The organism is Actinomycetota bacterium, assembly GCA_019347575.1.
In the GTDB taxonomy this organism is placed as follows: domain Bacteria; phylum Actinomycetota; class Nitriliruptoria; order Nitriliruptorales; family Nitriliruptoraceae; genus JAHWKY01.
Map to the genome: position 1 here is coordinate 20,444 of JAHWKY010000043.1, position 7,473 is coordinate 27,916.

Sequence of the window (7,473 nt, forward strand, 5' to 3'; positions counted from 1 at the left end):
AGGTCAGTCCTTCTCCTCGGCTGACCTCTTCTTCGTCGCCTTCTTCTTCGTCGCCTTCTTCTTCTTGGCCGCCTTCTTCTTGCTCGGACGCTTCTTGGGCGGCTCACCCTCGCTGTCGAAGCTCATCGCGATGGGCTCGTAGGGCTCCGGCCACCCCGCGATGGGCTCGCCACCGACCGCGGGATCGAACTCCTCGACACCGGGGACGACCTCGATCGTGTGCACCGACGGTGGGTCCCAGTCGGCCAGCTCGTAGCGGTGCTCGATGGTCGGGTTGGCGCAGATGGCCAGTGGCACCTTGCGGTTCTTGGGGGGCTGACGCATCGGGGCGCCGCAGGTCGGGCAGGGGTTGGCGATGGGCACCGACCAGATGGCGAACTGATCGTCGGGGTAGCCGGCGGAGCCGAGGAAGGGCTTGCCGTACCGGCTCGTGCGCAGCTCCATGAAGCTGGTCCCATCGGTGGGCGAGATGAAGGGCTTCCACTCGTCGCCGTCGAGGTACACCGCCCGCTGGGAGAGGTTGCGGATCCCCTTGCACTTGGGGTAGTCGACGCAGCCGTAGAACCGACCGTAGCGGCCCGACTTGAGCAGCATCGGCTGGCCGCACTCGGGGCAGCGGACGCGCTCGTCGGGCTCGGGCTCGGGCTCCGGCTCGCCGACCTCACCACTCTCGTCGATCGGGCGCGTCCCGTCGCAGTCGGGCCAACGGCTGCACGAGGCGAACCACTGCTTGGACTTGCCACTGAAGACCTTGTCCATCGTCGCCCCGCATACCGGGCACTCGATGTGCTCGGGCAGGGGGAAGCGGGGCCGTTCCGGCTTGCGCTCGTCGACCCACGTGTCGACCTCCTCGAGGAACCGCGTGACGGTGTGGCACCACGCCTCGTCACCTGCCGCGATCTCGTCGAGCGTCTCCTCCATCCGCGCCGTGAAGTTGATGTCGACGATCTCGCCGAAGTGCACTTTGAGGAACGACACCACGACCTCGCCCAGGGGCGTCGGCGTGAAGCGACGACCGTCCATCGTCACGTACTCGCGGTCCCGGAGCGTCTGGATGATGGACGCGTAGGTGGACGGCCGCCCGATGCCGTCGGCCTCGAGCTCCTTGACCAGGCTCGCCTCGGTGAAGCGGGGCGGCGGCGTGGTGAAGTGCTGCTCCGCGGTCACCTCGTCCAGTTCCAGTGCCTGGCCCTCTTCGATCTCGGGCAACCGGTCCGAGCTCTCCTCCGCGACGGCGTCCTCGTCGCGACCCTCCTCGTACACGCGGATGAACCCGTCGAACTTCAGCACCTGCCCGGTCACGCGCCACAGGAGCTCGGTGCCATCGGTCTCGGTCCCGACGACGTCGGCCGACACGCGGTCGAAGACGGCCGGCGCCATCTGGGTGGCCACCGTGCGCTTCCAGATCAGGTCGTAGAGCCGGTACTGGTCGTCGGACAGGTTGGGGCGCACCGCCTCGGGCTCGCGGCGTGCGGACGTGGGGCGGATGGCCTCGTGCGCCTCCTGTGCGCGCTGTTGCTTCGTCTTGAAACGGCGCCACTTCGAGACCGTGTAGCGGTCGCCGTACTTCTCGGCGACCAGCGCGTTGATCTCCCCCAGCGCGGTGTCGCTGAGGTTGAGCGAGTCGGTGCGCATGTAGGTGATCAGCCCGGTCTGGCCCTCGGCACCGAGCGCCACCCCCTCGTAGAGCTGCTGGGCGACCCGCATCGTCCGTGCCGCCGAGAAGCCGAGCTTGCGTGCCGCGTCCTGCTGCAGCGTCGAGGTCGTGAACGGCGGCGAGGGGTTGCGCTTCGCCTCCGACCGACGCACCTGACGGACCTGGTAGGTCAACGCCTCGCTGCGCCGCTTCAGCTTGCTCGCGGTCTCCTCGTCCCCGATGACCAGCAGCTTGGCGAGCGCCTCGTCGTCGGCCTCCTTCTTGTCGAGGTCCCTCGGCGTGGCGACGCGGCGATCGCCCACCGTATGCAGCGACGCCCCGATGCTCGCCCGACCTCCCTCCGGTTCGAAGTCGCCGTGGATCGACCAGTACTCGCGCGGCACGAAGGCCCGGATCTCGTCCTCACGGTCCACGATGAGTCGCAGCGCTACGGACTGCACCCGCCCCGCGCTGATCCCCGCCGACACCGTGCGCCACAGCACCGGCGAGAGGCGGTACCCGACGATGCGGTCGACGGCCCGCCGTGCCTGCTGCGCGTCGATGAGCGCGAGGTTGAGCTGGCGCGGCTGCTCGAACGCGGCCTGGATCGCGCCCTGGGTGATCTCGTCGAAGGTGACCCGGTTCTGCTCCTCCGGGTCGAGCCCGAGCAGCTCGGCGACGTGCCACGCGATCGCCTCGCCCTCACGGTCGAGGTCGGGAGCGAGCCAGACGCGGTCGGCTTCCTTGGCGGCCTTCCGCAGCGCGGCGACATGCTTGGCCGAGCGCCCCGGTACCTCGTAGGTCAGCTCGCAGCCGCCGCCATCCTGGACCTGGACCGCGAAGTCCGACTTGGGCAGATCACGGACGTGACCGAACGAAGCCAGGACCTTGAACCCGCTACCGAGGTAGCGCTCGATGGTCTTGGCCTTCGTTGGCGACTCGACGACGACGAGGTCGGCCACGGCGGCGCGGCCCTCCCTTGGGCTCGGCAGGAGGCGGGAAGGTGCGGGGCCGCCCATGCCCCTGTCAACCACGTGTCCCCTGAGTGCCCGCCGCGAGGTCCCGTAGGGACCTCGACGTTCGTCCCCATCCGAGCGCCCCTCGCACGACGCCGCGGCCGTCCCCCCGTCCGCTCCCTTGGCCCTCCTCGGGGTCACCGGTAGGCTCCGCCGCCGACGACGGCCACTCGCTCCGCCGCGCCGCTTCGACATCCACCTCGCCGCGCAACCGGCCGCTGCCCGCTGCCTGACACCGGAGGCTCCACCAGTGACCGCCATCCCGTACCTCGCGGCTGCCGCCGCCATCGCCGGCTTGCTCCTGGCCGTCTACTTCAGCCGCGTCGTGCATCGAGCGGACGAGGGAACCGAGGCGATGCGCGAGATCGCTGCCGCGATCCGAGAGGGCGCGGTCACCTTCCTGCGGCGTGAGTACCGCTGGGTGGCGGTGTTCGTAGCGATCATGGCGGTGGTCATCTTCGTCGTGCTCGACTACGGCCGCCCCTGGGGCGCGATCGCGTACGTGCTCGGGGCCATCTTCTCAGCGACCGCGGGTGTAGTCGGCATGCGCATCGCCACTGCCGCCAACGTGCGAACCGCCAACGCGGCCCGCGACGGCGCCGCCAAGGCGCTGCCGCTCGCGTTCCGCGGCGGTGCCGTGATGGGCTTCACCGTCGCCGGCCTCGGCCTGCTGGGCCTGTCGCTCGCCTACATCGTCTTCGTGGACGTCCTCGCGGTGGACGATGCCTTCTCCGTGGTTGCGACGTTCGGACTGGGCGCGTCGTCGATCGCGCTGTTCGCCCGCATCGGTGGCGGCATCTACACGAAGGCCGCGGACGTCGGCGCCGACCTCGTCGGGAAGGTCGAGGCCGGGATCCCCGAGGACGACCCGCGCAACCCGGCGACGATCGCGGACAACGTCGGCGACAACGTCGGCGATGTCGCGGGCATGGGCGCCGACCTGTTCGAGTCCTACGCCGGCGCGATCGTGGCTCCGATCATCCTCGCGGCGCTGCTGTTCGGCGGTTTCACCACGGGCAGCAGCGGCCCGATCGTCGACTTCGCCGACGGGTCGGTGCTCCAGGCGACCTTCCTCTACCCCCTCCTGGTGGCCGCCCTCGGCATGGTGGCCTCCATCATCGGGGCGCTGCTGGTGCGCGGGCGCAAGGGCAAGAGCCTGGCGGCCCAGCTGCACTTCGGGACGAACCTGGCGATGTTCCTCACGGCCATCGCGGCGATCGTCGGCGCGTTCTGGGTCTTCGGTGACGTGCCCGAGATCGACCAGCCGCTGCTGCTCGGCCTGGTGATCGTGGTCGGTCTCTTCGCGGGGTACGCGATCGGCTTCACCTCCGAGTACTACACGTCTGACCACTACGAGCCGGTGAAGAGACTTGCCGGACAGTCCGAGACGGGCCCCGCGACGGTCATCATCGCCGGCATCGCCGAGGGCATGCTCTCGACGGTCGCCTCGGTGCTGCTCATCGTCGGCGCCATCGGTGGCTCCTACGCCCTCGGCGAGGCCGCGTTCGCGATCGACAACGGTGGCCTCTACGCCGCTGCGCTGGCTGCCATCGGGATGCTCGCCACGACCGGAGCGGTCGTCGCCGTGGATGCCTACGGCCCCATCTCCGACAACGCCGGCGGCATCGCCGAGATGGCGCACCTGCCCCCTGAGGTCCGCGAGGTCACCGACTCACTCGACTCCCTCGGCAACACCACCGCGGCCGTGGCCAAGGGCTTCGCCATCGGTTCCGCGGCGCTCACCGCGCTCGCGCTGTTCCGCTCGTACACCGCGGCGGTCAGCGAGGGCACCGCACCTCTGGTCATCGACCTCACGTCCGTCGCGGTCGTGATCGGGCTGTTCGTCGGCTCCATGTCGACCTTCGCGTTCGCCGCGCTCACCATGAAGTCGGTGGGGCGCGCAGCGCAGGCGATGATCGTCGAGGTCCGTCGCCAGTTCGCCGAGATCCCCGGACTGCGCGAAGGCAAGCCTGGCGTGAAGCCCGACGCGGCTCGCTGTGTGGCCATCTCCACCGACGCCGCCCTGCGGGAGATGATCGTCCCCGGCGCGCTGGCCGTGGTCCTCCCGCTGGCGGTCGGGTTCTTCTCCGTCGAGGCGCTGGGCGGCCTGCTGGCCGGCGCGCTCGCCACCGGCTTCCTGCTCGCGATCTTCATGGCCAACGCGGGCGGGGCGTGGGACAACGCCAAGAAGTTCATCGAGGCCGGCAACCTCGGCGGCAAGGGCTCGGACAACCACAAGGCCGCCGTCACCGGCGACACCGTCGGTGACCCGTTCAAGGACACCTCCGGACCCGCGATGAACATCCTCATCAAGGTCATGACGATCGTCAGCCTGGTCTTCGCCCCTGCCTTCCTCTGATCATCTACTCCGAACGGCCGCTCAACTCACCCACCTGAACGGCCGACACCGTAGGTAGTAGTGATCCCTACGTCGGTCGGAGGTGACAGGTGGGGAGTAGTCCCGACATCTTCGATCCCGATCGCGGGTGGGACAGCGACGTCGGCGATCTTCGCGTCTACGCGCCGCAGGATGACGTCGGCACCGCGTTCCTGATCGGCCAGCGGGTCGCCCTCGAGAAGCTCCGCGACGCGATCGACGCGGTCCTGGCGGGTGCTGGCGCGGTGGGGTTCCAGGCCGAGCACGGCAACGGCGAGCACCAACTCGTCGTCGTGGCCGAGAGCGACGCCACGATGCTGTTGCGACCCGCCGACTACGAGGCGGCCCGTCGCCACTCGACCGGTCAGAAGCCGCACCGCGGACTCTCCCCGTGGGACCTGCCGCACGTCGCGGACACGGTCGATGCCTGGACCCGCGAAGCGGTCGTGCGCGCCCTATCCGGCTTGCAGCGGGTGACCTGACGCCAGCGGTAGCCTCCTGATGCCTACCGGGAGCGCACGGTGTGGTCAGTCCGGCGGACATCGTCACCCAGGTCTCCCGCCTCACGTCGCGTCACCGCCTCCTCGCCGCTGGCGCCGCGGCGACCGAGAACGACCAACTCGTCGCCCTGCTGGACGCGAGTCGAGCACTCGATGCCGCCAACATCCCGCATGCGCTCATCGGCGGGATCGCTGTTGGCATCCGCAGCGGACTCCCCCGCGCGACGGTGGACGTCGCCCTCGCGGTGCGGACCACGAACGTCGACGAGCTCGTGTTCACCATGACCGCCGCGGGCTTCAGCCACCGGGGCAACGCACGAACACAGCATCAACTTCCGTCACGACAACGGAGAACCGGTCCAGCTCGCGCTCGATCCGAGCTTCGACCCCCTCATCGACCGGGCCGAGGGGATCGAGATCGGAGGCCACGCGGTTCGGGTCGTCACCCGCGAGGATCTCATCGCCATGAAGGAGCCATCAGCTCACGCGCCGGGCCAACGCCGAAGCAACGCTCTCCGCGACCTGGCCGACGTCGAGTTGCTCCGGGGCGACGTACCGGAGGAGGACGAGGGCTGGTGACCGTCCCCCGGTGCGAGCCGAGTTCGTGTCGGTCAGGAAGCCAGGCGTCCCAGGGCGACCACCCAAGGGCGGCGACGGTCGTGGATGGGATCGGGGCGCAGCTCGACGGTGAGATCCTCCACGCCGTGGGACGCGAGCAACTTGCCGACCTCCTCCGGCGTCGCACGTGAGCGGAAGACCGTCGCCTCGAGGAGCTCGTCCTGCTCCTCTTCGAGGTCGGACTCGCCCACCAGACAGGAGAAGTAGACCGGGCCCGAGGACAGGTAGCGCATCAGCGAGGTGAACACCGCCTCCCAGTCTCCGCGCGGCAGGTGGTCGAAGGCCGCGGACATCCACAGGCCCTCGAAGGCGCCCTCCTGGAAGGGCAGGTCGTCGTAAGCCGCCCGGACCAGTCCCAGCCGTGGCAGCAGCATGCGGGCCTCCGAGAGCGCCCCGAAGGACAGGTCGACCCCGATCGGGTGCAGGCCCGCATCGCTCAGCGCCCGCAGGTCCGTGGCCGGACCGCAGCCGAGGTCGAGCACACGGGCTCCCTCGCGGACGAAGCTGGCGAAGCGCCGGACGTCGGCGAGCGGACGGCGGCGACGCAGCGCCTCCTGGTACGCGCGGGCGCCGCGGTCGTACGCGGTGATGCTCCGCAGCGTGCGCGGATCCAACCGCTCGGCAACGGGTGACTTCTCCATCGCCCTGAGCGTAGTGGGCGATCACGATGTCCCGTGTCGGTGTGCGTGCGGTCCGCCGCGCGGGGCGCGCACGTTCCACAACTTCTCGGTCGAGGTGCTTGACAAGCGAATACATGTTCGGTACGATAGTTCTATCGCGGCTGGGAGACTGCAACCGGGATGGCAAGCACCGACACGATGCGGGCCTACGGGCCTGACTCCGACACCGCCACACCGGTGCCCGACTTCGCCCGTGCCCTCGCCGCCATCGATGCGCTGGCCGCGACCGACCCGCTGCTGGTCCACCCCGACGAGCTCCCGGCCGGGCTGAAGCAGATCCAGGCCCTGTCCAACAAGCTGGGCACCGTGCGGGCGCGCTGGATCGCCGCGACCGAGACCCGCAACTCCAACGGGGCCGAGCGCCACAGCAAGTGGCTCAGCGGTCAGCTCGGTGTCGACGGGGACGTCGCGGCCAAGGACGCCACCGTCGCCAACACCGTCGAGACCCACCAACCCGTGGCGAGGGCGGCGGAGGCGGGCGAGATCTCCCCCGACCACGTCCGCGTCATCGGCCGCGCCGCGGGCACCGTCGAGGACGAGCAGGCCGACGCGCTGGTCGACGAGTTGGTCGCCTACGCCCGCACCCACACCCCCGAGCAGACCGCCCTCGCTCATCGTCCCAACCTTCGCAGTGGCGACGGGCTTT

At 69.8% G+C, this 7,473-nt stretch carries 6 protein-coding genes; 3 read left to right on the forward strand and 3 right to left on the reverse strand.

The annotated features are described in order from the left end of the window. Positions 1–3 precede the first annotated feature (3 nt). A complete protein-coding gene (topA, locus tag KY469_20005; protein ID MBW3665384.1) occupies positions 4–2,598 on the reverse strand; it encodes a type I DNA topoisomerase in 2,595 nt (864 codons plus the stop codon). Positions 2,599–2,902: 304 nt separating this feature from the next. Here topA and KY469_20010 point away from each other — a divergent pair, with 304 nt between their 5' ends. Continuing rightward, positions 2,903–5,011 carry a sodium-translocating pyrophosphatase gene (locus KY469_20010; protein MBW3665385.1) on the forward strand — a complete coding sequence of 703 codons (2,109 nt, stop codon included), beginning with the start codon at positions 2,903–2,905 and terminating at the stop codon, positions 5,009–5,011. A gap of 89 nt (positions 5,012–5,100) precedes the next feature. Continuing rightward, a complete protein-coding gene (locus tag KY469_20015; protein ID MBW3665386.1) occupies positions 5,101–5,511 on the forward strand; it encodes a hypothetical protein in 411 nt (136 codons plus the stop codon). A 23-nt stretch (positions 5,512–5,534) separates the two neighbouring features. Here KY469_20015 and KY469_20020 read toward each other — a convergent pair whose 3' ends face one another. Both KY469_20020 and KY469_20025 read right to left on the reverse strand, forming a co-directional pair. After that, positions 5,535–5,834 carry a hypothetical protein gene (locus KY469_20020; GenBank protein MBW3665387.1) on the reverse strand — a complete coding sequence of 100 codons (300 nt, stop codon included), beginning with the start codon at positions 5,832–5,834 and terminating at the stop codon, positions 5,535–5,537. Between the two features lie 306 nt (positions 5,835–6,140). Then, positions 6,141–6,788 (reverse strand): class I SAM-dependent methyltransferase, encoded by a 648-nt coding sequence (locus KY469_20025; GenBank protein MBW3665388.1) that lies wholly within the window; start codon positions 6,786–6,788, stop codon positions 6,141–6,143. Positions 6,789–6,947: 159 nt separating this feature from the next. Between KY469_20025 and KY469_20030 the strand changes: the two genes are divergently transcribed. Then, positions 6,948–7,473: hypothetical protein (locus KY469_20030; protein MBW3665389.1), on the forward strand; the 526-nt coding region annotated here is incomplete at its 3' end.